A 23,518-nucleotide genomic window follows, 5' to 3' on the forward strand; every position below is an offset into this window, starting at 1 on the left:
TACAATATTTTAACATAGGAGTTACTTATTTGAATAGTTCGTCTTCTCTTACCCTTCTTGTTCTGCTTTATTGCTATTTACTGCGTAAGAAACAGAATATGCTATAAACACACCATACAATATAAAAATACATATTGTCGTCACAATTGTCTCTTTTGGTAAATGGAGCGCACTTTTAATAACAGGAGCCATTAAACCCATCCCCAAAAACAGTAGTGCCCACCAAAATAGCCCATAAATAATTCCCGCTATAATCCCTTCAAACTTTGCAAAAAATGCTTTATACAAAAAGGCAATCAAAATTGAAAGAAGTCCCATACACACTATTCCGAACACATTGCCCCATACACCCTCTTTCCAACTTCCAAACGCAAATGGTAAAAGGAAATAATTCGGGCCCGCCTCCGTGAATGAAAATATATGAAGGAAATACCATACCCCGCCCCAAAAGATTCCACCAAACAAACCAATCTGCACAAAATTCCTTGTTCCTAATTGTTCTTGACTCACATCGACACCTCCGCTCAATAGTATGCCCGAAACTATTTTGAAGCATGTTTAAATCCTGCGAAATTTGTCTATAAAAAGAATAAGAAATGTCCGACTCTCATAACATTTTCCCTTGTCATCTACTTGTATTTGCCGATAAAATAAAGGAAACTCGGTGATTGTCTTATTTCAAAACGACAGAACCCAGTATGACAATTGCCTCTTTTTCTACATAAGAGAGAAACAAATACAGGTTGGTGTTAACATGGCAGAAGAGTCAAAACAAATATATGGCGGGCAAGCGGTCATAGAAGGAGTTATGTTTGGCGGTAGAGAATATACTGTTACAGCGGTTCGTCGTAAAGATAAATCGATTGAATTTTATCGATTACCACGCGTTCGTAATAAAGTACTATCTACCCTAAAAAAAATTCCATTTTTACGAGGGATTGCCGCTATTGTGGATGCAAGTGCGAATGGAGCAAAGCATTTAAACTTCGCTTCAGAACGATTTGACGTCCACCCAGAAGATGATGAACAAATTGCAAATAAAAAAGAAGAACAATCAAAATTAACGATGGTATTAGGAGTTGCAGCTGTTGGCGTTTTATCTTTTATATTCGGTAAAGTCATTTTCACAGCAGTTCCTGCACTATTAGCTGAATTAACAAGACCGATTTTCCCGTCTCATACTGGGCAAATCATTGTCGAAAGTGTCATTAAGCTCATGCTATTATTGAGCTATATATACTTTATTTCTTTAACCCCACTTATTAAGCGGGTATTTCAGTATCACGGTGCAGAGCATAAGGTAATCAATGCTTACGAGAATAACCTTCCTCTGACTGTAGAAAACGTTCAAAAGCAAACTCGTCTCCATTATAGATGTGGCAGTAGCTTTATTATATTTACAGTCATTATTGGAATGTTCGTTTATTTCCTAGTCCCTACAGATCCTCTTTGGGCACGAGTTATAAACCGAATTTTATTAATTCCAGTTGTACTTGGTATTTCTTTTGAAGTACTACAATTCACAAATCGATTACGAGATATTCCCGTATTACGCGTACTTGGATATCCTGGATTATGGCTACAACTATTAACAACGAAAGAACCAACAGATGATCAAGTGGAAGTAGCAATTGCATCGTTTGAAGAATTATTACGTTTAGAGAACAAACAATAATTATTTAAAAATGGTGTTCAACTCCTTTCCTCATCGTTAATATACTAATTTTAATATACGTTTTTAGGAGGTGTCCCTTATGAACGGTCGTTCGTTTACTTTCGCTATATTTGTGCTTATTATCGGATTGGCAATATTCGGCCTTGTTTCATCTGTTATTACAAATCCCATGGGTGTATTAAGAAATATCGGGTACATGTTACTTGTTGTTGGTATCTTTTACTTGCTATACAAGATGTTTACAAATTCCAGTGGTTCTGCAAATTCACAAAGCTCATATAAGCGTGCGGCAAAACAATCGAACCGCAAACATGGGAAACAAAATGTAGCACCCCTAGGCAATTCTTTCTTTAAGTCAAATACTTCTAATGACAAAAGTAAAAAAGGGAATTCTTCCACTTTGAAACGAAAAAGAAAACAGTCTCATTTAACTGTCATTGAAGGCAAAAAAAGCAAAAAGAAAGACCGTGCTTCCTTTTAGGAAATACGGTCTTTTTTTATACTTTGAAGCACTTCTTTTAAACTTTTCTCTCTCATACTTTCAATTCGAAGATGATGATTTTCAAATGGTAAATTCCGTGTCACATCATTAGGTACAACAACGCACGTTAATCCCGCTGCAACTGCTGCTCTCAATCCATTTAATGAATCTTCAAATACAACAGCTTCAGACGGCTTAATTCCTAATTCTTCTATTGCAACTCGATAAAGAGCTGGATCTGGTTTTACCTTCTCAACATCTTCTCTCGTTTTAATCACTTCAAAATATTCTCGAATCTGTAGCTCTTCTAAAAAATGAATAACCCATTCTCTAGACGAACTAGAAGCCAGTGCGATTTTCAATCCCATTTCTTTCGCTTCTTCTAAATATTCTTTTACCCCGTCACGAGCTTCTGGTATTCTCATTTTCTCTTTATGTAAAGTTGCCACTTTTTCTTTTAATGCATTTTTGTTAAACTTCTCTTTTAATTGATCATTTAAATATGTATAAAGTACCTCATCTGTTGTTCCAATACATTTCGCAAATTCCTCTAAAGGTAGTTCCCCGCCGTATTCACGAACAGCATCTCTGAAAGAGTGAAACCATATCGTTTCTGTGTCCACAATTAATCCATCAAAATCAAAAATAATTGCTTTCATAATTCTCCCATCCTTTTCGAATTGAAATAAAAAAGGAAACGCCATACGTTCCCCTTAATTACTTTTCTCTTCATTTGCTCTTTGAACACCACGAAGTGTTTCCACTCGGACTGCATCTTGTTCAAAGTATTCCACTAAATCACCAATGCGATCAATTGCTTCCCAACTTAAATGATGTTCAATTCCTTCTACATCATTGTAAATTTTACTTTCATCCACACCGATAATACGCATAAATTGCTCTAGCAAGTCATGACGATATACGAGACGTTCTCCGATTTTTTTACCTTTTGTTGTTAATACAAGCCCTCTATATTTTTCATAAATTAGATATTCATCTTTGTCTAATTTTTGCACCATTTTTGTTACAGAGGATGGATGTACACTAAGCGATTCAGCAATATCAGATACGCGGGCGTAACCCTTTTCATCAATCAACAAATAAATTTGTTCAATATAATCTTCCATACTAGGGGTAGGCATCGGTTTCCTCCATCCAAGTTCATTTTGCTTATTCCGTACGAAGCAATCAATAAAATGATACACCAGAAAGAATAACGTGACAAGTTGAAAACGAGCCTAAATATATAAAACAAAAAAGAATCTGTATTTGCATACAGACCGCCCTTAAGTAAAATATTGTATTTCTGCATTAGGAAAAAACTCATTTATATAACCTCTTATCGTTTCTTCCAATACTGCTGCATCATCCTTTTTATATACATATTTTCCGATGGTTTTGGAAAACGATGCTGAATCAATTCAAACGTTAAATTTGGTATTGTCATATCTTTGTCGCTCAAATAGTTTACGGTTCCTTCTTCCCATTCTTCATGCATTTAAATTGGCGCAACTATAAAATCAAGTGGATATTCAAGTGCCTTTCGTTCAAAGTAAACGAGCTTTGGCATAAATGGTCTCATATGCTTTTCGCCCTCTCGTTAGTATGGGGGACATTAAAGTTTTCCCCCCAGTAACTTGCGTTGCAAGTTACTGGGGGTTATAATTTGGATAACAGCTACCTTGCAACGCAAGTTACCTGAGTAAAAGGTGGTGAAATCATGCACAGCCAAATGTTAAAAGGTGTACTAGAAGGTTGCATCCTATACATCATTTCACAAGAAGAAGTGTACGGATATGAACTGAGCACAAAATTAAATAAACATGGCTTTACATTCGTAAGCGAAGGAAGCATCTATCCGTTATTATTACGTATGCAAAAAGAAAAATTGATCGAAGGCACATTAAAAGCTTCCTCACTCGGTCCGAAGCGAAAATATTATCACGTAACCGATAAAGGATTAGAACAGCTTGAAGAATTTAAACAAAGCTGGGGGATGGTTTCAACGACCGTAAACAATTTATTACAAGGAGAGTGATGGGGATGAAGGCGAAAGATTTAATCGAATTAAATAACCAAAAGCGTAAATTATTAACTACAGAAAATGAAATCGCCTATAGTGACATGTTAATATACATCCGCTTAGCTAAAGTGCCAGAATACCACGCAGAAGAACTGCTAATTGAAATTCTAGATCACCTTATTGAAGCCCAGCAAGAAGAAAAAAATGCTTATGATATTTTTGGAGACGACTTACAGGCGTACTGTGACGAGTTAATTGCCGCCCTACCGAAGCAAAGTTTATGGGAACAATTATCAATTCCTTTATTTATAACTTGTTACCTGCTAGCAATATACTTTGCTATTTCGTCCGTAATTGCATTTGTATTACCCTTATTTGCAGATAAAGCACGTTTTAAATTTGTACACATTGATTTCATTTATCTGCTTGTATTTACATTATCCGTACATCTTATGATACGTTTTGTCTTCGATTTTATTAACACTGATTTATTTAAAAATAAAACAACTATTTGGAGGCATATAGGAAGCTTTTTAATACGTCATAGCCTATGGATGCTATTAATCGGTATTTCCTTTTTATTTATAAAAAATCCCTATACTACATTACAAGTTTCACCTTGGACCGGTACTTTGCTTGCCATCTCTTGCTATGTACTATATAAACTTTTCTTCAAAAAAGAATACTTGGACTTTAAAAAGGAGTGACGAGGTCATGACTGAAAAAGAAATGGTTCAGTTAAACAATAAAAAAAGAAAGTTATTAACACCTGAAAACGAAGCTGCTTATGGTGATATGCTTATTTATTTACGCCTTACTAGCGTTCCACAAAAACAAATGGAAGAATTACTTTTAGAAATATTGGATCATCTTTTAGAAGCGCAAGAAGACGGTAAAACTGCGCATGATATTTTCGGAGAGGATTTAAAAGCTTACTGCGATGAATTAATTAACTCTTCGGAACATCAAAATTCTTTCCAACAAGCTGCCGTTATTGGGTTTGCAGTTAGTTTATTATTAGCTGTTCAAATTGGATACGATACATTCACTACTCTTATGCAAAAACTATTTTCAAATACAAACACTTCAGGAATTCCATTTAGTATTCCCGGAACAATATTATCTGCTATTGTTTTAACAATTGGTGCTTTCATAACTTTTTCTTTATTTAGACGTTTCTCTTTTACAATATTAGTTTCCTGGAAACAAAAAGCACTTCTCTTATTATCGGTATTTATACCTTTTGTCTTATCAGTTTTTGCAAACGTATTTTTCAAAACAAAACCATACTTATTTTATAACTTGTCTATTTTGCAAGGTGCTCTTATTACACTTTCTTTTTATATTTTGTACAAATTTTTATATAAAACATCTAAATTTTAACAGCCCTTCAAAAGGCTGTTTTTTCTTCTGTCTAATTTTACAAATTGAAAAATTTCATAAAGAAAATAAGAAAAATGCAAAATAATTAAAGTTAATTGTTGACGTGATGCTTTTATTATCGGTATCATAAATCTTCGTGAGCAATTATTTTTCGTTATACGATTTTTTTATTATTACTGAATTTTTGAGAGGAGAAATTAGATGTCAGTTAAGAAGAAAACGCAAGTACGCACCGGCAAAATGGTACGTGAACTAATGTTAGCAGACGAAGATGTAAATGCTTCGCTAATTATGGTATATAGTGAAAACGGTGTAAACGCAGAAATTAAAATCGAGGGCTTAACGCCGAAATGTAACGAAGAATTATTTTTGAGCGGAAACGTGGATTGGAACAAGAGTGTTATTTATAAAATTGTTGATTTCACTGGAAACGCTGAAGTTGGTAAAGTTACATTAACAGCGATGAACAAAAACAATGTTTCTCTAGAAATTGAACGCGTTATGTGGAGTAAAGAAAATAAAGAAGCTGCCGAGCAAGAAGAAACACAGGTAGAAGCAGCACCGAAAAAAGAAGTAGTTGTAGAAGCTCCAAAAGCAATTACGCCTGCTCCTAAGCCTGTTACGCGTGTGGAAACACCTGCTATGGCACCTAAGCCTACTCCGGTACCGACACCGAAGCCAGTAAGCGTAGAAGCAGCTGTAGAACTAGTTACTCCAGCGCCTGTAAAAAAAGCAGTCCCTACTCCAGTTACAAAGCAAGAGACAGCACCGGTTGCTCCTGCAAAACCGAAGCAGCCTGCTTTGACTGAAACAAATTCAAAACTACAAGAAAATTATGTTAAACTCGTGAAAAAGACAATTGAAGTTTGTCAAGATTACGAGCTTGGCATCGACATAGATGATTCTATTGAAAGCTTAAAAGAAGAACTACAAAGCCAAGGTATTAGCGTTACATTTGACAAAGAAATTATGGACGTTGTAAGTCGCCTTCGTTCTTTACAAGATAAAGGAATCAAAGTAGAAAAAGTACTTAATTTACTATAAAAAAATAAGAGGTGGCTATCGCCACCTCTTATTTTTTATAATTCCACTCATTACTTTCATACTTTTCTTTCGCTAACGTTTGAACTTCATGTAACTGTTCTTCTGTTAATTCATATGGAACAAGTTCTACATCCAATCCTTTTTCAAAGCCAACTTCAAACGCTTTAATTAACTGTTCTATCGTAAATGTACGGTCTGTTAATTCATTAATTGCTACTGCTTTAGAAGAGAACATACTCTTCATACGTTCCTTAACACGTTCATTTGGGAATAAAAATAGATCATATAGTTCATCTAAATCAATTTCTAATGGAATCGATCCATGCTGTAAAATAACACCTTTTTGACGTGTTTGAGCACTACCAGCAATTTTTCGTCCTTCCACTACAATTTCATACCAAGATGGTGCATCAAAACATACGCCTGAACGTGGATTTTTTAAATTTTCACGATCTGCTTCTGTTTTTGGAACTGCATAATATGCTTCTAACCCTAATGCCTTAAAACCATCTAATAAACCTTGCGAAATAACACGATACGCTTCTGTAACTGTTTTCGGCATATTCGGATGATCTTCAGACACAATAACACTATACGTTAACTCTTTGTCATGTAGTACACCCCTGCCGCCTGTTTGACGACGAACGAATCCATATTTCTTTTCGTTAACTACATCCATATTAATATCTTTTTCAACACGTTGAAAATACCCAACTGTTAATGTTGGTACTTCCCATTCATAAAAACGAATTGTTGGTGGCATTTTCTTTTCACTTTGCCAATTTAATAAACATTCATCTAACGCCATATTAAATGCCGGTGAACATTGACCAGAGTTAATATAACACCATTTTTCTTTTCCCATCCTGCACCTCATATAACCAATTATTTTTCACATTCTCTAGTCTACCAAATTCGACAAAATTTGTGAAAGAATACGAAATTTCTTCTTATATGCAAATGAATCTGTTGCATAAATACATAAGGGCATTATAATATTGAAAGTAGGATAAGAAAAAAGGGAGCGATAGAATCGTGTCAACAACTTGGATTATTTTATTAGCCGTAATCGTAGCATTTATCGGCTACACTGTATGGATGTACTTCTATCAGAAAAAATTAATTAAAACTCTTACAGAAGAAGAATTTCGCGCTGGTTACCGTAAAGCACAGCTTATCGATATTCGTGAAGCAGACGAATATAACGCAGGGCATATTTTAGGTGCACGTAACATTCCGTTATCACAAATTCGCCTTCGCCATAAAGAACTTCGTCAAGATCAACCTGTTTACTTATATTGCCAAAGCGGATTCCGTACAGGTCGTGCAGCGCAATACTTAAAAAAACAAGGCTACAAAGATTTCTACCAATTACAAGGTGGATTTAAATCTTGGACAGGCAAAATTAAAAAGAAATAATAACATACAAAAAACTAGCTGAATAAATCAGCTAGTTTTTTCATTTCATCTTATTCGCAATGTATAATAAATTCTGCTTGATTACCTTTTCATCGTTCTCTTCTACATTCCGATACAGCAGTTGATATTCAATTCCTTTCTCTTTCCATATAAGCGTAGCAAATTCGTCACCACGTTCATAATCATCTTTATTTTTAAAATAAGCAGACGTTCCATTATTCAGTTTCATTTGTTCTTGAAATCGCTTCTCTTCCACAAGATCCGGAAAACTATAAGGAAAGTTCGCGACATTTAACTCAATATACTCATTTCTACCTGACTCCTTCTGTTTATATTTAATCGTTAAGACAATGTTCTTTTTCCCAAGCGTTCTTACTTCCCCCTTCACATCACTTGTAATGTCGTACGGTAAAAACGTTGGAACTTTAAACTTCACCGGAAAATATTTTGGAAGTTCCTTTAGCGGAATAGGATCCGTAACACGATCCATAGCTCCTCCTGTTGTTCCCACAAAGTGTTTTTCTTCTTGCATCGTTTGCTGAAACGAACACGAACTAAGCATGAAACTAGAAAACACGAAACAAATGATTCTTTTTTTCAATTTGTTTCCGCCCTTTCATACCGCTCTCTTAACGAACGAAGCGTTGATATTCTCTTCATATTCGCTTTGTCACCAAACTCCACCTTTGAAAACTTTCCACGTTATTCTCACACATTTTGACAACACTTTTTGCAAACAAAAAAGACCCCTATCATTCTTACGCCCAAGTGAAAAGGTTACGCGAATAAAAAGAAGTCTTATTAATACCATAGTTTGTGAAAAGCTTTTCAGGTCAAGATTTTTTCTTTCTTATTATTTTCCCTTTATAATAAGGGAAAGAGGTGATACATATGGCCAATATAAAACAAATTGCTAAAACTGCTGGTGTATCGATATCAACTGTTTCTCGTGTCCTGAATAATCACCCTTACGTAAAAGAAGAAAAGCGTAAGCGTGTTCTAGATGCTGTTGAAGAATTAAACTACGCAAAAAATATAAATGCTGTCCATTTAATAAGAGGGAAAACATATACAATTGGCGTTATGCTTCCTTTCATTAACCTCCCCTACTTCAGTACGATTATTGAAGGAATCGGAAACGAAGCGTTAGCTGCCGGATATCACATTAATTTATGTCAAACGAATTACGATAGCATTGAAGAAATTCGTGTTCTTGAAATGATGAAAATGAAACAATTTGATGGGATGATTATTTGCTCCCGAACGAGCTCTTGGGAACAAATCGAACCTTTTGCAAAATTTGCCCCTATTATTTCATGTGAAAAAATGAAGCATCCCCTCATTTCATCCATCTACGTAGATCATTATGAAGGTTTCCGTCTCGGTACTGCCTATTTACTAAGTAGAGGCCATGAAAAAATCGGAATTTGTTTAGCAAGAAAAACAAGTGTAAATTCCATGGAGCGCGAAAAAGCGTTCGCCGATACACTTCGTAACGAAGGGAAAACGTTGCATCCTGAATGGATTTTCCACCAATGCTATACAATGCAGGACGGAGCACAAATACTCCATCATATTTTAAATATGAAAAATCGTCCAACTGCTATTTTCACAGCGAACGATCAAGTTGCAGCTGGTTTATTAACAGAGGCTCGAAAACATGGTATTCGAGTACCTGAAGACCTTGCTATCCTTGGATTTGATAATCATGAAATTTCAAAGGCATTAGAAATTTCCACAATTGAACATCCCGGTCTCGCAATGGGCTCACATGCTTTTTCTTTATTCCATAAGCAGATCCAAAGCGAGCAAATTGTCGGCAGTGCAAAAGAACTTTCATTCCATTTAATTGAGCGAGAGACTGTCTAAAAAGAGCGTTACCTATAACGCTCTTTTTCAACTCTTCACCTATTGACATTATATTTTTCATCTCATATAATTAACCTAACGAACGGTAGGTAGGGGATGAAAATGACAGCAAACCGCATTAAAGCTGTAGCACTTTCTCATTTCGCACGCTACGGCTATGAAGGAACTTCATTGGCAAATATTGCTCAAGAAGTTGGGATTAAAAAACCATCGATTTACGCACACTTTAAAGGAAAAGAAGAGCTATATTTCATATGCTTAGAATCTGCTCTTCAAAAAGATTTGCAGAGCTTCACAGGCGATATCGAAAGCTTTTCCAATTCGTCCACTGAAGAATTGCTTTTAAAATTATTAAAAGGGTATGCAAAACGATTTGGTGAAAGTGAAGAATCAATGTTTTGGTTACGAACTTCTTATTTTCCGCCTGATGCATTTCGCGAACAAATTATTAATAAAGCAAATGTACACATTGAAAACGTCGGAAAACTTTTATTCCCTGTATTTAAAAGAGCAAGCGAACAAGATGAGCTGCATAACATTGAAGTAAAAGACGCCTTAGAGGCTTTTCTATGCTTACTCGACGGTCTTATGGTTGAACTATTATACGCAGGTTTAAATCGTTTTGAGACACGTTTAGACGCTTCTTGGAAAGTATTTTGGCGCGGACTTTCAAACTGACGGATTGCCCTTTGCAATGCGTCGTTTTTAAGCCCTTTACCTAACGACTGGTAGGAAGGAGAAATGACATATGGCATGGATTTATGTAATCATCGCTGGTATTATTGAAATCTTTTGGGTGATTGGACTAAAAAAAGCAGAGGCACCACTTGAATGGGCTGGTGTTGCTCTATTAATTACAATTAGTTTCGTCTTATTATTTAGAGCTTATAAAGATTTACCTGTCGGCACTGTATACGCAGTCTTTACAGGAATCGGAGCTGGTGGAATCGTTCTTACAGAGATTTTCATCTTCGGAGAACCTTTCTCTATCGTAAAAGTTTTATTAATCGGTTTAATCTTCTTCGGAGTAATTGGTTTAAAACGAGTAACAGAAGAAAAAGAAGCGAAGGAGGCCGCATAAAATGGCTTGGGTATTTTTAATTCTAGCTGGTATTTGTGAAATTATTGGTGTACTCTTTATGAAAGTAGCCACTGAAAAGAAAGGCTGGGCACCAAAAGTTATTTTAATCGCTAACTTCGGCGTAAGCTTCTTCTTCTTATCTCTTGCGATGAACACATTACCGATGGGAACTGCTTACGCAATTTGGACTGGAATCGGAACTGCTGGAAGTGCACTTCTAGGCATTCTCATTTTCCGAGAATCAGCGGATTGGCGTCGTCTTGCTTTCTTAAGCTGCATTTTATGCGGCGCTGTTGGCTTAAAACTATTAAGCTAACGTGAGGTGAATGTCATGTGGAAAGAACAAGGAAAGAAAATATTAGCATGGATCACACTTTGTATCGTCATTCTATTACAAATAAGTTTTCATATAATAGAATCATTGTTTCATAAAGTATTATCCATTCTCACATTCCTTCCTAACATGACACTTGAAATTATATCGATTGTTTGGTCCATTATCGCCTCCATTGCAATCGTCATTATATGGAGTATCGCCAAACTATGGAATAAGTTATTTAAAAAGGACAGTACTTCTGAAAAAGAGTAACTGTCCTTTTTTATATTCATTCAGACTTTCTGTAGAAGTTAGATGTGATAAGACAAAACAGACCAATTATAACAATACTTATACCAATTCCTTTATGCAAATTAGGAAACGGTGATGGTATGTCTGAATAAAAATTTGATAACAAAAGACCTATTGACAAAAATAATACTCCTATTTCAAATAACAATTTTCGTTTCCCCATTGTTCCCCCTCCAATTTTTTTCATACATTCCTTTCTTTTGGACATACTACCCAAAAAAAGGAGTGGATAATATGCAAAATTCTATACATAAGCAAATCCTATTTTTATTTTTCCTATTTCTTATTCTCATCATCGTTTTCAGCTTTATATTACATACTCCGAAAGATGTGCCAAATAGCGTTTCTTTTTATAAACTACTGCTCTCGTATTGTCGTTATTGAAGAAGGTGCCTTTTATAGGGCACCTTTTAAAATTCTCTCTTCTCATACAATTTCACTGAAACGAAGATAGATGCTATGAGCATACATATTGAACCAATGAATAACAAGGTATTATATAATTGAATTTGTTCCAAGTTGATTTGAAACAAAGTTTCTAAAATAACAATCGGCGCCATGAATATTACTATTGTAATAAGAATAGTTTTTTTATATCCTAACCAAAAAGATATTGGTAGAACAAAGCTTAAATACACTAAAATAAAGCTAATACTAGCAAGCAATGTCGTTTCAATAAATTCAAATAGGTTAATCCCATTCTTCATTCCCATCGTGAAACAGCTGACCGTTACACTTATAAAAAGAATAATAATTGCTACTATATATTTCGCATACACAATTTGTTTTCTCAATATTGGTAAACTATTTACTATAACTTCACTCTCATTTTTACTATCTGCTTCAAATGTTTTTACTGTTGCCCCAATTGTAATAATTACTGACATAATGATGAATAAATTTTCCGTATCTGTTAAGGCCATATAAAAGAAAACAGGATACAGTATGTACCAAATTAAAAATTTCCATTGAATGATGAAATCTTTTAAAATTAGTTGCTTGATCATGTATTACACCTCCTAATATGAAAATGTCCCTTCTATAACTCTGCCTCCTGAAACATTTTCATTGAGAGGAACAATGATACGAATATACTCACTAATACTCCGACACCAAGAACACCCATTGCTTGTGTAGCCTCTTGAGAGTGAAGTACTTTTAACATAATTGTTTTATCACCAAAAATATTGCACATAAGACCAATCATACCCATTAAAGGAAAAAGCATAATCAAATTCAAGACAGTAATAACTTTATATCCCCCAATGTAATTAGTCGGTATCGTTACTGCACAATAAATCAAAGTTGCTACTATTGCTGAAAATATTGCATATCCAGGCATAACTATATCTCTGTTCAATAAAATATTTCCTAATATTACGACTATAAAAGTTACACTCAAACCAGCCATAATAAATAATGTGCTTGAAATATATTTAGCTATAATTATCTCTTTTCTCGTTATAGGCAAACTCACTAATACTTTTTCTGCTTTACTTTTCTCGTCATAATAAAAAGAAATATATATAATCGTACTACATGTTATAAATACTCCTATTGCAATCCCCATTGGTTCGACGGAATTCTTAAAAATAGATAAAATAGGGATTAAAAAATAGAAAGGAAACATCTTCTTCTGTAAAAAAAACTCCTTCAAAATCAACTGTTGCATATGAATTCTCCTCTCTATAAATCACGCGTTTCATAAATTTTAATTGTAAGAAGCATAGAAACGATATAGACACTAGCTAGTGTGATTAATCCAACTATAAATATGCCAAAATGTAATGGATTCATAATCCAATCAATGAATGATGCCGTAGCACTTTCTCCGTCACCAATAAACATTCCAACAATAACACCTATTCCAGCGGCTCCACCTGTAAATATTCCACGTACTACTTTTGATTTTGTCCCATAATAACTCGGGAATAATGCTGTAATATAAACTAAAGAATATACAGCACCTCTGACTACTACATACCAAGGAATTTCAATATACAAATTGGGATGATAAGCTCCAATATCACCAATGACAGCGATACCTCTTATAAGAAAAACAACTAGCGTAGTAGAAATCATGCCACCTACAATAAATATTACACCCGAAATATATCTAGCAATAATGATATCCTTTCGTCCAACAGGTAAACTATTTATAATAACATCACTTTTATTTTTTTCATCCATCGCTATTAGTATCATAGAAGATGATATCGTTATGAGTAAGCAACTCATTGGAAATAACAATTCACCATCTGGATCTAATCCAAAGAAAACAAGAGGCATAATAAAATACACTAACCACATAACCCGAAAAAAGAACAAATCTTTATAGATTAGCTGACGCATAGACACCTCTCCCTTTCGCAGTGTAAACGATAATGTCATCTAATGTAGCCTTTTCTAGTACAACCTCATTTCCAAACCAATCGATAATTCCTTGTTTATCCTTCGCTAAACCTTCAAAACCAAACTTATTTTTTCGTAATCCAACAAATAGTTCTTTTCCTTCTCGGTCTAATAAATCATTACTTCCTTTTACGATTACGTAGTTCTCCATTAAGTCTTCTTTTTCACCAGTAAATATAATTTCTCCATCATTGATGAACGTAACATAATCTGCAATGCGCTCTAAATCTGTTGTAATGTGCGTTGAGAATAATACGGATACTTCATCTTCCATTACAATTTCTTGCAACATATCAAGTAATTCACTTCGAACAACTGGATCTAACCCTGCTGTCGGTTCGTCCATAATAATAAACTCTGCGTGGTGCGAAAGTGCGATTGCAATCGCAAATTTCATTTTCATTCCTTTTGATAATTCTTTAATTTTTTTATACTTTGGAACTTGTAATCTATGCATATACGATTGATACTGCTCTTCGTCCCACTTTTTATATAACGGTGCAATAATACGCTTCATTTGTTCACACGTTAAATCTTCGTAATAATGATTTTCATCATATACAAAGCCGATATTTTGTTTTATTTCCTTTTCAGCTTTCTTATTGTCCTTGCCAAAAATTTTTATATCTCCGTTATCTTTTTTAATTAAATTCATAATCATTTTGATCGTCGTACTTTTCCCGGCCCCATTCGGTCCGACAAACCCCATAATATATCCGCGTGGTAACGTAAAACTTATATTTTTCACTGCGAAACCTTCATAACTTTTACAAACGTTTTTTAACTCTAACATCTCTCTCATTCCCCCTTATATAAAAACGCAATCATCTGCTGTAATTCTTCAAGTGAAAGCTGCAACGCTTTACTTTCATTCACAATCTCTTCCGCTTTACTTTCCAATAGGCGAAGCCTTTGTTCTTTTAATAGTTCATTATTTTTACGTGAAACATAAGTCCCCTTCCCAGCAACAGTTTCTATATATCCTTCTTTTTCAAGCTCCTCGTATGCACGCTTCGTTGTAATGACACTAATTTGTAATTCCTTCGCTAAGCTACGAATAGACGGTAATTGATCTCCACCCTTTAAACCGCCATTTAAAATAAGCTGGCTTAATTGTTTTCTTATTTGCACATAAATAGGGTCTTGGGAAGAATTCGAAATAATAATATTCATGTTTTCCTCCAGTTTGTGTATATACTGTGTATACCTTATATATACAGTATATACACACCATCCTATTTTTGGCAAGAAAAAAAGACCAACATTTTCCTGTTGGTCTTTCGTATATGTATCACTTTTCAAAGCGATCTAACATCTCGTCTCTCATTCCGAAACTTACTACTGCAATTCCTATATACATAAACAGAAGGAATGCCGGATGAACTGTGTTGTACCAGCTGCTGTCAACGATTAAGTAAATCGTTAATGCCACAACAAGAACAAACGCTAAGATAAACATATAAAAGTGTCTTGTACTACCCATGATAAACTCCTCTCTTCTCACTTCACCATTCAACAGTTTATTTTATCGAATAATTCGATATGACTCAAGGTTAACTTTCTGTTATGTAATCAAGTTCCACCTTTACAATGTCCTCACATGCTATTGAAATGATTGTTCCTTGTTTATCAATCGCCGTCACTTCTCTATTATCCATTACACGATTTGCTACTCTTTCTAACACTTTTCCTTGGTCTCGATAGCAAAATTCTTTTACATCTTTAATTGTTTCTCCATTTTCTAAATGGTATACCATTCTATAACATCGATATCCCACACTTTCACCCCCGTCTTGTTCGTTTTTTCACATATACATAAAAATGAGTAATCTTTGCCTCATCACATCTTCTTAATTTCAATAAAATTCTAACAAAAATAAATACTTTTATCAAACCGACTTTTTCAACAAAACTACCTATAAAACTACACCTTTACACCATTAGGAAACAAAAAACATATTTTTTTAACATTTTCTTCACTATTTCTGCATAAAGTGAAACTTTAATCAGTGGGGATTTTTGTTCATCCCCACTGATTATTAGTTGAACCAATCGGGCATTTACGGACAGTTTATCTCCCACCTGTCTTCTTTGCAGCAGCTAAGTTTTAAGTTGAGAGTTTACTGTCCGTTAATGCGGGACAAATTATCCATACAAAAAAAGAACCCGCCTCAGCGAGTTCTTCTTTTGTTATTTTAATCAAACTTGTACAGGAGCTGGCTTCGCATAACGTAAAACTGGTTTACGTGCAGCCATCGTTTCGTCTAAACGTTTAATGACTGTCGTATGCGGTGCTTCTTGTACAACTTCTGGATTTTCTTCTACTTCTTTAGCGATTTGAATCATCTTATCAATGAAACCATCTAATGTTTCTTTTGATTCTGTTTCTGTCGGCTCAATCATAATACATTCTTCCACATTTAATGGGAAGTAAATTGTTGGTGGATGATAACCGAAATCAAGCAGACGTTTTGCAATATCTAATGTACGTACACCAAGTTTCTTTTGACGACGACCTGATAATACAAATTCATGTTTACAATGTCTATCGAATGGAAGATCGTAGAATGGCGCTAATCTTCTCATCATATAGTTCGCATTTAATACAGCATACTCAGTTACTGCACGCAATCCATCTGGACCCATAGAGCGAATATACGTGTATGCACGAACGTTAATTCCGAAGTTACCATAGAATGGTTTCACACGACCAATTGCTTCTGGACGGTCGTAGTTGAAGTGATAACCATTTTCGGTTTTCTCTAAAATCGGTTTTGGTAAGTACGGAATTAAATCAGCTTTCACACCTACTGGACCAGAACCTGGGCCACCACCGCCGTGAGGACCTGTAAATGTTTTATGAAGGTTTAAATGCACAACGTCAAATCCCATATCTCCTGGGCGTGCTTGGCTTAATACCGCATTTAAGTTTGCACCATCATAGTATAATTTACCGCCTGCATTATGGACGATTTCTGCCATTTCTAAAATATTTTCTTCGAATAGACCTAATGTATTAGGATTTGTTAACATAAGTGCTGCTGTTTCTTCGTTTACAACACGTTTTAAGTCTTCTAAGTCAACAAGGCCATTTTCATTTGATTTTACTGTAATTGTTTCAAAACCAGCTACAGTTGCAGATGCTGGGTTCGTTCCGTGAGCAGAGTCAGGCACAATTACTTTCGTACGGTTAAAGTCACCATTCGCTTCATGGTATGCACGAATTAACATTAAACCTGTCCATTCTCCGTGTGCACCAGCTGCTGGTTGTAAAGTAACAGTATCCATACCTGTAATTTCAATTAAATGCTCTTGTAAGTCGTACATTAATTCCATTGCACCTTGTACTGTCTTTTCATCTTGCAACGGATGAATATTTGCAAATCCTGCGAAACGAGCTACACTCTCATTAATTTTCGGATTATATTTCATCGTACAAGATCCAAGTGGATAGAATCCAGAATCCACACCGTGGTTACGGTTTGAAAGTGCTGTATAGTGGCGCATAATATCAAGTTCAGATACTTCTGGTAGCTCTGCATCTTCTACTCGAATATAATCGCTCTCAAACACATCTTCTAGTTTCACTTCTTCTACATCTAATTTGGGTAAGCTATATCCTATGCGTCCTTCTTTACTCACTTCAAAGATAAGTGCTTGGTCTTGGTTCTTCATTGGATAGCCCCCATTTCGTTTACAAGTGTGTCAATTTCCTCTTTTGTACGAAGCTCAGTTACTGCTACAAGCATATGGTTTTCATGCTCTTTATAATCACGGCCTAGATCGTAACCACCGATAATATTCTTTTGTAATAATGCATCGTTTACTTCTTTCACTGGACGTTTGCAATCTACAACAAACTCATTGAAGAATGGTCCAGCAAATGTTACTGTGAAGCCTTTCGCTTCAAATTGACGTTTTGCATATTGTGCTTTAGAAATGTTTTGACGTGCCATTTCTTTCACACCTTGTTTGCCAAGTGCCGTCATTGCAACAGAAGCTGCTAGTGCATTTAACGCTTGGTTTGAACAAATGTTAGATGTCGCTTTATCACGACGAATATGCTGTTCACGTGCTTGTAACGTTAATACAAATCCACGTTTACCATCTGAATCTACAGTTTGTCCAACAAGACGTCCTGGAATTTTACGCATAAATGCTTTCGTTGTTGCAAAGTAACCACAGTGCGGTCCACCAAACTGCGTTGGAATACCGAATGGTTGTGCATCACCGATTACAATATCAGCACCAAATTTCCCTGGTGGTGTTAATGCGCCTAATGATAATGGATTTGAAGAAACGATAAATAATGATTTTTGTTGATGAACGATTTTTTCAATATCAGCTAATTTTTCAACTTGTCCGAAGAAGTTTGGATATTGAACGATTACACAAGCAACTGTATCATCTACTTCACTTTGTAATACGTCTAAATCTGTTACACCATCTTTATGATTAATTTCAACAACTTCAAGATTTTGACCTTTTGCATACGTTTCAAGTACTGCTCTTGATTCTGGATGAACCGCGCTAGATACAAGAATTTTCTTTTTGCGAGTATGGCCAGCTGCTAACATTGCCGCTTCAGCTAAAGCTGTCCCCCCGTCATACATAGAAGAGTTTGCTACATCCATTCCTGTTAATTCACAAATCATTGTTTGGAATTCAAAGATTGCTTGTAATTCCCCTTGTGAAATTTCCGGTTGGTATGGTGTGTAAGCTGTATAAAATTCTGAGCGAGAAATAACATGATCTACAATTACTGGAGCATAATGATCGTATACGCCTGCTCCTAAGAAAGAAGCGTATTCTTTTAAGTTAGCATTTTTACTAGCCATTTGAGATAGCTCTTTTAAAAGCTCTGGCTCTGATTTTGCTTCTTTAATTTTTAAATCCCCTTTAAAACGAACACTCTCTGGAATATCAGAGAATAATTCATCGATCGTTTGAACGCCGATCGTTTGTAACATTTCTTTTTTGTCTTCTTCTGTCATTGGAAGATAACGATGCAACATGAAATCTACCCCTCTCCCCGTTACTTTGAACGTTTGTAAAATGGTGTTGGAACAACTACTGCTTTGACGCGTTTATTACGAATTTCAATTTCTACTTCTGTATCAACTGCTGCGTATTTTACATCAATTAGTGCTAAACCAATGCTTTTCTTTAACGTTGGAGATTGTGTACCACTCGTTACTTCCCCAATTTTTTCTTCACCAATAAATACAGGGTAATGCGTACGAGGAATTCCACGTTCGATTACTTCGATGCCGACTAATTTACGAGGCGCACCGTTTTCTTTTTGCTCTTTTAACGTTGCTTTTCCAAAGAAGTCTGCTTCTTTATTTGTTTTTACCGCAAAGCCAATTCCAGCCTCAATCGGTGTAATATCTTTTGATAATTCTTGTCCATAAAGTGGTAATGTTGCTTCGAATCGAAGTGTATCACGAGCACCTAAACCACATGCTTTTAAGCCCTCTTCTGCTCCAACTTCAAGAAGTTTCTCCCAAAGTTTTGCAGCATCTTCACTCTTACAGTAAATTTCGAATCCATCTTCACCTGTGTAACCTGTACGAGATACAAGTGCTGGAATTCCATCTACAAGAATATCGTTTTTAAATTTAAAGAACTTAATTTCTTTCAAATCTTCTGACACAACTTTTTGTAAAATGCCTTCTGCTTTTGGTCCTTGAATTGCAAGCTGTGCAACTTCACTAGAAACATTGACTACTGTCGCATCGCCAATTACATGACTTGCTAACCATTCGTAATCTTTCTCGATATTTGATGCATTGATTACTAATAAATAGTCTTCTTCACCACGTTTGTAGATTAATAAATCATCTACTGTACCACCATTTTCGTAGCACATAGCTGTATATTGTGCGCCCCCTACCTTTAAGGTAGATACGTCATTTGTAACAACACGTTGTAAAAATGCTAAACTATCTACACCTTTTACTTCAACTTCTCCCATATGAGACACATCGAACAAACCTGCAGCTGTACGTACAGCTTCGTGTTCTTCTTTAATGCTTGAAAATTGAACTGGTAATTCCCAACCACCGAAGTCGATTGTTTTTCCACCATACTTCGCGTATACATCAAATAACGGTGTACGTTGTAATGTAATCATGCTCTCTCCCCCTTATGCTTTGACAAATCAATAAAAGTTGCTTCCCTTTTCTAAACATTTTCATTCTGAAAAGATAGGATATACGGAATCTCATTATATTTTTTTATGAAAGCGTAAATAAAAAATCACTTTCTTGGATAAAATACGAAAGATTCCACACATTTCACACCATTATCCTAACATCATTCGCTATATTTCATCAATATTCTAGCATAAAAAATAATTTAGAATTTTTTATGTTAAAACACAATAAATACAGCTTTTGAGATTTAATACTTTATTATTGTCTATCATATAGCCTTTAATAACGATAATTATGCCTTCTTTTAAGGCAAATCATCATACATTAAAAAATAATTACTTTAGTTTATAAAAGGTGGGAGAGTTGTAATGAATGTCGATATTTCCGTAGATCGGACATGGCAAAACAATTTTTTAAATAGAATTGACGAAGATGGTCCTTGGACAAACTGGGATTTATATCACTTAGCTTATGAAACAGAAAAATCGTTACTTGTTCCTACTTTTGATGGACTACAAGCACCGAAACATTTATCCCATTTCACACCGCTTCCGCATCAATTAGAAGTCGCTCAAAATGTGATTGAACAAATGAACGGTAAAGCGATTCTAGCAGATGAAGTAGGCCTTGGAAAAACAATCGAAGCTGGACTTATTTTGAAAGAATACATGGTCCGCGGGCTTGTGAAAAAGGTACTTATACTTGTCCCAGCTTCTCTCGTATCACAATGGGCATACGAACTGAATACAAAGTTTTTCATTCCCGCTGTAGCACAAAAGAAAAGCTACTCATGGGAACAAGCTGACGTAATCGTATCATCAATTGATACTGCGAAACGTTCACCACATCGCGATATCGTGTTGAACTTGGAATATGACCTTATTATTATCGATGAAGCACATAAACTGAAAAATAATAAAACAAAAAACTATGAATTTGCACAACGATTAAAAAAGAAGTTTTGTTTATTACTAACCGCTACTCCTGTTCAAAATAAGATTGATGAAATTTTTAACCTTGTTTCTTTATTAAAACCAGGACATTTAGGCAATCAATCCAACTTTGAAGAATATTACGCTTCCAAAAATCGCTCAGCCGAATCAGATGAAGACTTAAAAGCTCTCATTAATAAAGTAATGGTGCGAAATAGACGACATAATACCGGTATCGATTGGCCGAAGAGACATGTACGTACAATTTTTGTTGAGTTTAATGAACAAGAACAAGCTCTATATAATGATATCGAAAATTGGCGAGGACAAGACGCCTTCACATCTGCTTTCTCATCGTTAACTTTAAAACGGGAAGCGTGTAGTAGTCGTGAGGCTGTTTACTATTCATTGAAAAAGCATGTAGAAAAAAAACAGAAAGAAAACGAACATTATATAAAAGATCCACATATCGATGTGCTAATGGACAAAATTAATCATATTCCTTTCAACTCAAAAGCAAATAAAGCTCTTGAGCTTATAAAAGAAATTGACGATAAAGTCGTTATCTTCACAGAATATCGAGCGTCACAAATGTACTTACAATGGTTTTTACAACAACACGGTATTTCTTCCGTTCCATTCCGCGGCGGGTTTAAACGCGGGAAGAAAGATTGGATGAAGGAGCTTTTCCAAAACCACGCACAAGTATTAATTGCAACTGAAGCTGGTGGTGAAGGGATTAACTTACAGTTTTGTAGCCATATGATCAATTATGATTTGCCATGGAATCCAATGCGTCTTGAGCAAAGAATCGGACGTATTCACCGTCTCGGTCAAAAAAATGATGTTCATATTTATAACTTAGCTACAAAGCATACTGTTGAAGAACATATTCTGAAACTGTTATATGAAAAAATCAACTTATTCGAGCGTGTTATTGGTGAACTCGATGAAATTTTAACGAGAATTAATATGAAAAACATCGACGCGCACATTCAAGAAATTTTCGCGCAATCAAAGAGCGAAGGTGAAATTAGAATTAAGATGGAAAACTTAACATCTATTATCGACTTTGCGAAACGAAATGAAGCTGAGGTGCAAGGCTATGCAGCAACATGAAATTCATAATTACTTATACAATTTCTTTGAGGCGAATAACTGTGAAATTTTAGAACGTTCTCCTCATTTATTAGATGTACAGTTAACAATTGAGATGGATAAATTATTAATGAATCGCCCTTTTTATTGGCACTATCTTGAGAAAACAGGAGGCGTACCGAATCCGATGCGCCTTACTCTTATTACAAATCCAGAAAATGAAGAAAATGATGGTGAGCTTATTCACTACGGTTCACCACGTCTACATCAAATTTTCCAAACGACAAAAGAATTAGGCTCATACATACGTTTATATGAGGATGTAAGACATAATGGGTCAACACATACACCGCTCCACCCTTGGCTCGGTATTAATATAAAAGTTTCCTATCAATGTGATCGAAAAAAAGACATCCTTCACTCGATTGGTATTCATCTCATTTCTGGAACAATGATGGCAAACTTTCATGAAACATTAACAAACATTAAACTTACACCAAAAATACCTGATTTTTGTTTTACGCTCTCGCCCATCATTAAACCTCAAAGTGGTTTACAACGCATAGAAGACGCTTTAAAAAATATAATTGCAGAAGATGACCATACGTGGGCAAAAGAAGCAAGAGTGCGTTGGAATCATGATTTAGACCTTTTAAACCGTTTTTATGAAGAAAGTGACGAACTTCCTGAGAGCTATGAAATTGAAAAACAAGCTCTGCAAGAACAGTATGAACCACGTATTACAGTGCAAATTATTAACGGTGGACTCTTTTATGTTACCGCGAATCATTTTCTATCGAAATAAAGCTCCTTCTGCTTTAGAAGGAGCTTTATTTCGAGTTATTCTCTATCCTCATTACGCTCTTGTTGTTTTTGCTTTGCCATGCGTTTTTGATACGCACGATCCTTCGCGCTCACATGATTTGCATCAGTTGGAAGATTTTCTTTCGAACGTCCAATTCCATTGCTCATCTTTCCCACTCCTTTTTACGTTTTTCAGAATACATGTTTATTTTCAGCTAGAGTTACAATCCTTATACAAAAAAATAAGAGCAGCCATTGGCCACTCTTACTCGCTCACATATTTTTGAAACATATCATGGATGCCTTTATTTACTAGGTTCGAGATCTGCTCGTCAGATTTATTCGGATAACGATCACGCAATCTGATAGATGCCTTCACCATTAAATTTTCTAATACAGAACGGCCACCTTCTCCATAAATAATTTCAGCATATTTAACAAGCCTTCCATCCTCTACTGTTGCTGGATTATGATTGAAGAAAAATTTACTCATTGTCTCCACCTCTCTATT

32 protein-coding genes and 1 pseudogene are annotated in these 23,518 nt (G+C 35.3%); 14 read left to right on the forward strand and 19 right to left on the reverse strand.

The annotated features are described in order from the left end of the window. Positions 1 to 48: 48 nt before the first annotated feature. On the reverse strand, positions 49 to 510 hold the full coding sequence (locus ACXKY9_RS20475; RefSeq protein ID WP_000076893.1) for a YqhR family membrane protein: 462 nt from the start codon (positions 508 to 510) through the stop codon (positions 49 to 51). Positions 511 to 754: 244 nt separating this feature from the next. Between ACXKY9_RS20475 and ACXKY9_RS20480 the strand changes: the two genes are divergently transcribed. Together ACXKY9_RS20480 and ACXKY9_RS20485 are read left to right on the forward strand one after the other, a co-directional pair. Next, positions 755 to 1,675 (forward strand): DUF1385 domain-containing protein, encoded by a 921-nt coding sequence (locus ACXKY9_RS20480; RefSeq protein ID WP_000807121.1) that lies wholly within the window; start codon positions 755 to 757, stop codon positions 1,673 to 1,675. Positions 1,676 to 1,754: 79 nt separating this feature from the next. Further along, entirely contained in the window at positions 1,755 to 2,156 is a 402-nt protein-coding gene (locus tag ACXKY9_RS20485; RefSeq protein ID WP_001014463.1) for an SA1362 family protein, read from the forward strand. Here the strand turns inward: ACXKY9_RS20485 and ACXKY9_RS20490 are convergent. The 3 genes and pseudogenes from ACXKY9_RS20490 to ACXKY9_RS20500 all read right to left on the reverse strand — a co-directional run. Continuing rightward, positions 2,153 to 2,815: an HAD family hydrolase gene (locus tag ACXKY9_RS20490; RefSeq protein ID WP_021727699.1), complete on the reverse strand. Its 663-nt coding sequence runs from the start codon at positions 2,813 to 2,815 to the stop codon at positions 2,153 to 2,155. The two genes, ACXKY9_RS20485 and ACXKY9_RS20490, sit on opposite strands and share 4 nt — an antisense overlap. 54 nt (positions 2,816 to 2,869) lie before the next feature. After that, a complete protein-coding gene (mntR, locus tag ACXKY9_RS20495) occupies positions 2,870 to 3,298 on the reverse strand; it encodes a transcriptional regulator MntR (RefSeq protein ID WP_001143086.1) in 429 nt (142 codons plus the stop codon). Between the two features lie 144 nt (positions 3,299 to 3,442). Beyond that, positions 3,443 to 3,687, reverse strand: a pseudogene (locus ACXKY9_RS20500) (spore photoproduct lyase family protein); the annotation flags it as partial. A gap of 189 nt (positions 3,688 to 3,876) precedes the next feature. Between ACXKY9_RS20500 and ACXKY9_RS20505 the strand changes: the two are divergent. The 4 genes from ACXKY9_RS20505 (at position 3,877) to ACXKY9_RS20520 (ending at position 6,606) form a co-directional block, all read left to right on the forward strand. Next, on the forward strand, positions 3,877 to 4,194 hold the full coding sequence (locus ACXKY9_RS20505; protein WP_000556083.1) for a PadR family transcriptional regulator: 318 nt from the start codon (positions 3,877 to 3,879) through the stop codon (positions 4,192 to 4,194). A gap of 5 nt (positions 4,195 to 4,199) precedes the next feature. Then, entirely contained in the window at positions 4,200 to 4,886 is a 687-nt protein-coding gene (locus ACXKY9_RS20510) for a DUF1129 family protein (RefSeq protein WP_002101316.1), read from the forward strand. Between the two features lie 7 nt (positions 4,887 to 4,893). Further along, entirely contained in the window at positions 4,894 to 5,562 is a 669-nt protein-coding gene (locus ACXKY9_RS20515) for a DUF1048 domain-containing protein (protein ID WP_000136527.1), read from the forward strand. 201 nt (positions 5,563 to 5,763) lie between these two features. Beyond that, positions 5,764 to 6,606, forward strand: coding sequence for a hypothetical protein (locus ACXKY9_RS20520; protein ID WP_000111900.1), 843 nt, complete (start codon positions 5,764 to 5,766; stop codon positions 6,604 to 6,606). A gap of 28 nt (positions 6,607 to 6,634) precedes the next feature. Here the strand turns inward: ACXKY9_RS20520 and ACXKY9_RS20525 are convergent, their stop codons facing one another. After that, positions 6,635 to 7,471 carry a lipoate--protein ligase family protein gene (locus tag ACXKY9_RS20525; RefSeq protein WP_000514081.1) on the reverse strand — a complete coding sequence of 279 codons (837 nt, stop codon included), beginning with the start codon at positions 7,469 to 7,471 and terminating at the stop codon, positions 6,635 to 6,637. 170 nt (positions 7,472 to 7,641) lie between these two features. Between ACXKY9_RS20525 and ACXKY9_RS20530 the strand changes: the two genes are divergently transcribed. After that, entirely contained in the window at positions 7,642 to 8,025 is a 384-nt protein-coding gene (locus ACXKY9_RS20530) for a rhodanese-like domain-containing protein (RefSeq protein ID WP_000108653.1), read from the forward strand. Between the two features lie 40 nt (positions 8,026 to 8,065). Here ACXKY9_RS20530 and ACXKY9_RS20535 read toward each other — a convergent pair whose 3' ends face one another. Next, positions 8,066 to 8,602: a hypothetical protein gene (locus tag ACXKY9_RS20535; protein ID WP_031303141.1), complete on the reverse strand. Its 537-nt coding sequence runs from the start codon at positions 8,600 to 8,602 to the stop codon at positions 8,066 to 8,068. A gap of 314 nt (positions 8,603 to 8,916) precedes the next feature. Here ACXKY9_RS20535 and ACXKY9_RS20540 point away from each other — a divergent pair, with 314 nt between their 5' ends. From ACXKY9_RS20540 to ACXKY9_RS20560, 5 genes are all read left to right on the forward strand, one after another. Further along, positions 8,917 to 9,894 (forward strand): LacI family DNA-binding transcriptional regulator, encoded by a 978-nt coding sequence (locus tag ACXKY9_RS20540; RefSeq protein WP_001273979.1) that lies wholly within the window; start codon positions 8,917 to 8,919, stop codon positions 9,892 to 9,894. 96 nt (positions 9,895 to 9,990) lie between these two features. Continuing rightward, entirely contained in the window at positions 9,991 to 10,572 is a 582-nt protein-coding gene (locus tag ACXKY9_RS20545; protein WP_002005730.1) for a TetR/AcrR family transcriptional regulator, read from the forward strand. 70 nt (positions 10,573 to 10,642) lie between these two features. After that, positions 10,643 to 10,975: a DMT family transporter gene (locus ACXKY9_RS20550; protein WP_000312339.1), complete on the forward strand. Its 333-nt coding sequence runs from the start codon at positions 10,643 to 10,645 to the stop codon at positions 10,973 to 10,975. A gap of 1 nt (position 10,976) precedes the next feature. Further along, positions 10,977 to 11,291: a DMT family transporter gene (locus tag ACXKY9_RS20555; RefSeq protein ID WP_000312623.1), complete on the forward strand. Its 315-nt coding sequence runs from the start codon at positions 10,977 to 10,979 to the stop codon at positions 11,289 to 11,291. A 15-nt stretch (positions 11,292 to 11,306) separates the two neighbouring features. Next, entirely contained in the window at positions 11,307 to 11,564 is a 258-nt protein-coding gene (locus ACXKY9_RS20560) for a DUF3975 family protein (protein ID WP_000265427.1), read from the forward strand. 16 nt (positions 11,565 to 11,580) lie between these two features. On the opposite strand, the gene ACXKY9_RS20565 is transcribed toward ACXKY9_RS20560, so the two are convergent. From ACXKY9_RS20565 to gcvT, 11 genes are all read right to left on the reverse strand, one after another. After that, entirely contained in the window at positions 11,581 to 11,766 is a 186-nt protein-coding gene (locus ACXKY9_RS20565; RefSeq protein WP_000518066.1) for a hypothetical protein, read from the reverse strand. A gap of 247 nt (positions 11,767 to 12,013) precedes the next feature. Beyond that, entirely contained in the window at positions 12,014 to 12,610 is a 597-nt protein-coding gene (locus ACXKY9_RS20570) for an ABC-2 transporter permease (RefSeq protein ID WP_000595346.1), read from the reverse strand. A gap of 32 nt (positions 12,611 to 12,642) precedes the next feature. Further along, positions 12,643 to 13,275: an ABC-2 transporter permease gene (locus ACXKY9_RS20575; protein WP_001186565.1), complete on the reverse strand. Its 633-nt coding sequence runs from the start codon at positions 13,273 to 13,275 to the stop codon at positions 12,643 to 12,645. A gap of 14 nt (positions 13,276 to 13,289) precedes the next feature. Continuing rightward, complete coding sequence (locus ACXKY9_RS20580) at positions 13,290 to 13,955, reverse strand: ABC-2 transporter permease (RefSeq protein WP_001249425.1); 666 nt, start codon at positions 13,953 to 13,955, stop codon at positions 13,290 to 13,292. Continuing rightward, a complete protein-coding gene (locus ACXKY9_RS20585; RefSeq protein ID WP_000891304.1) occupies positions 13,936 to 14,808 on the reverse strand; it encodes an ABC transporter ATP-binding protein in 873 nt (290 codons plus the stop codon). Before ACXKY9_RS20585 ends, ACXKY9_RS20580 begins: the two co-directional genes overlap by 20 nt. 5 nt (positions 14,809 to 14,813) lie before the next feature. Next, positions 14,814 to 15,188 (reverse strand): GntR family transcriptional regulator, encoded by a 375-nt coding sequence (locus ACXKY9_RS20590; protein ID WP_001021353.1) that lies wholly within the window; start codon positions 15,186 to 15,188, stop codon positions 14,814 to 14,816. A 118-nt stretch (positions 15,189 to 15,306) separates the two neighbouring features. Further along, entirely contained in the window at positions 15,307 to 15,498 is a 192-nt protein-coding gene (locus ACXKY9_RS20595) for a hypothetical protein (RefSeq protein WP_000535933.1), read from the reverse strand. Between the two features lie 70 nt (positions 15,499 to 15,568). After that, on the reverse strand, positions 15,569 to 15,772 hold the full coding sequence (locus ACXKY9_RS20600) for a DUF3929 family protein (RefSeq protein WP_000262496.1): 204 nt from the start codon (positions 15,770 to 15,772) through the stop codon (positions 15,569 to 15,571). 442 nt (positions 15,773 to 16,214) lie between these two features. Then, positions 16,215 to 17,690, reverse strand: coding sequence for an aminomethyl-transferring glycine dehydrogenase subunit 2 (gene gcvPB, locus ACXKY9_RS20605; protein WP_000795702.1), 1,476 nt, complete (start codon positions 17,688 to 17,690; stop codon positions 16,215 to 16,217). Next, complete coding sequence (gene gcvPA / locus ACXKY9_RS20610) at positions 17,687 to 19,030, reverse strand: aminomethyl-transferring glycine dehydrogenase subunit 1 (protein ID WP_000903240.1); 1,344 nt, start codon at positions 19,028 to 19,030, stop codon at positions 17,687 to 17,689. The genes gcvPB and gcvPA overlap by 4 nt, the downstream gene beginning before the upstream one ends. Before the next feature lie 20 nt (positions 19,031 to 19,050). Then, positions 19,051 to 20,151: a glycine cleavage system aminomethyltransferase GcvT gene (gcvT, locus tag ACXKY9_RS20615; protein WP_000631769.1), complete on the reverse strand. Its 1,101-nt coding sequence runs from the start codon at positions 20,149 to 20,151 to the stop codon at positions 19,051 to 19,053. A gap of 390 nt (positions 20,152 to 20,541) precedes the next feature. On the opposite strand from gcvT, the gene ACXKY9_RS20620 reads away from it, so the two are divergent. Then, complete coding sequence (locus tag ACXKY9_RS20620; protein WP_001100036.1) at positions 20,542 to 22,224, forward strand: DEAD/DEAH box helicase; 1,683 nt, start codon at positions 20,542 to 20,544, stop codon at positions 22,222 to 22,224. Continuing rightward, on the forward strand, positions 22,211 to 23,008 hold the full coding sequence (locus ACXKY9_RS20625) for a YqhG family protein (RefSeq protein WP_001183966.1): 798 nt from the start codon (positions 22,211 to 22,213) through the stop codon (positions 23,006 to 23,008). The genes ACXKY9_RS20620 and ACXKY9_RS20625 overlap by 14 nt, the downstream gene beginning before the upstream one ends. A gap of 35 nt (positions 23,009 to 23,043) precedes the next feature. Here ACXKY9_RS20625 and ACXKY9_RS20630 read toward each other — a convergent pair whose 3' ends face one another. Together ACXKY9_RS20630 and ACXKY9_RS20635 are read right to left on the reverse strand one after the other, a co-directional pair. Further along, complete coding sequence (locus ACXKY9_RS20630) at positions 23,044 to 23,175, reverse strand: hypothetical protein (RefSeq protein ID WP_000064668.1); 132 nt, start codon at positions 23,173 to 23,175, stop codon at positions 23,044 to 23,046. Positions 23,176 to 23,272: 97 nt separating this feature from the next. After that, a complete protein-coding gene (locus ACXKY9_RS20635) occupies positions 23,273 to 23,500 on the reverse strand; it encodes a hypothetical protein (protein ID WP_000032702.1) in 228 nt (75 codons plus the stop codon). Between the last annotated feature and the right edge of the window lie 18 nt (positions 23,501 to 23,518).

This window comes from Bacillus sp. 2175, assembly GCF_057812155.1.